2 protein-coding genes are annotated in these 1,314 nt (G+C 60.7%); both read left to right on the top strand.

Features of this window, described 5'->3' with window-relative positions:
• Positions 1–618: amino acid--tRNA ligase-related protein (locus B3873_RS18955; RefSeq protein WP_286868178.1), on the top strand; the 618-nt coding region annotated here is incomplete at its 5' end.
• 285 nt (positions 619–903) lie between these two features.
• Positions 904–1,314 (top strand): MFS transporter (locus B3873_RS18950; protein ID WP_286868176.1); only part of this gene is annotated, 411 nt, incomplete at its 3' end.

Below are 1,314 nucleotides of genomic sequence, written 5' to 3'. Positions count from 1 at the left end.
TTCTTCGGTGCCGACAAGGCCAAGGTGGTCAACGATGCCATCGGCGCGCTGCGCGTGAAGATCGGCCACAGCGAATTCGGCAAGAAGAACGGCCTGTTCGACGACGCATGGCGTCCGCTGTGGGTGGTCGACTTCCCCATGTTCGAATACGACGAAGACGGCCAGCGCTGGGTTGCCCTGCACCACCCGTTCACCTCGCCCAAGGATGGCCACGAAGACTTCATCTCGACCAACCCGGGTGCGGCCATCGCCAAGGCCTACGACATGGTCCTGAACGGCTGGGAACTGGGCGGCGGTTCGGTCCGTATCCACCGCGCCGACGTGCAGAGCAAGGTGTTCCGCGCCCTGAAGATCGATGACGAAGAAGCCCGCCTGAAGTTCGGCTTCCTGCTGGACGCCCTGCAATACGGCGCGCCCCCGCACGGCGGCATCGCCTTCGGCCTGGACCGCCTGGTCACCATGATGGCCGGTGCCGAATCGATCCGCGACGTGATCGCCTTCCCCAAGACCCAGCGCGCCCAGTGCCTGCTGACCCATGCCCCGTCGGAAGTGGACGAGAAGCAGCTGCGCGAGCTGCACATCCGTCTGCGCAATACCGAGCCGGCAGTGAAGGCCTGATCGATTCATCGATTCGACATTTAGCTCCGTATCGATTCATCGATGGGGTTGATGAATCGATGAGGGCAGCAACAAAAAGCGCGTGCAGAAATGCACGCGCTTTTTTCATTCCGGCAGCGGATTGCTAAACGATATAAACAATATAAAAATTTAGAGCGAAAAATCGCCAAATCATTTACGCATGCATGCGCACAGAGCATGGCTGCATGCACAGATATCATTTCCGCCCGTCACCCGCTGACCCTATTATCGGCCGCATATCAACGTCTGACATGAGGGGAGAGCATGCAAGCAACGACATTACCAGCCGGCGGGATTCCAGTGGTGACCAATCACCAGCGCCGCCGCGCGATCATTGCCACCGTGATCGGCAATGGTCTCGAATGGTTCGATTTCACCGTCTACAGTTTCTTCGCGGTGATCATTGCCAAGCTGTTCTTCCCGACCGGTAACGACCTGACCTCCCTGCTGCTGGCCGTGGCCACCTTCGGTGTCGGCTTCTTCATGCGCCCGGTGGGCGGCATCCTGCTGGGCATCTACGCCGACCGCGTGGGCCGCAAGGCGGCGCTGTCGGTCACCATCCTGCTCATGGCGGTGGGCACCACCATGATCGGCCTGGCACCGACCTATGAAAGCGTGGGCCTGTTCGCCCCGCTCATCATCGTCGTGGCGCGCCTGCTGCAAGGCTTCTCGGCC

This window comes from Herbaspirillum sp. UBA812, assembly GCF_002296545.1.
Classification (GTDB): Bacteria; Pseudomonadota; Gammaproteobacteria; order Burkholderiales; family Burkholderiaceae_D; genus Herbaspirillum; species Herbaspirillum huttiense.
The sequence above is the reverse complement of the archived record's forward strand: the minus strand, read 5'-3'. Positions and strand labels throughout refer to the sequence as shown.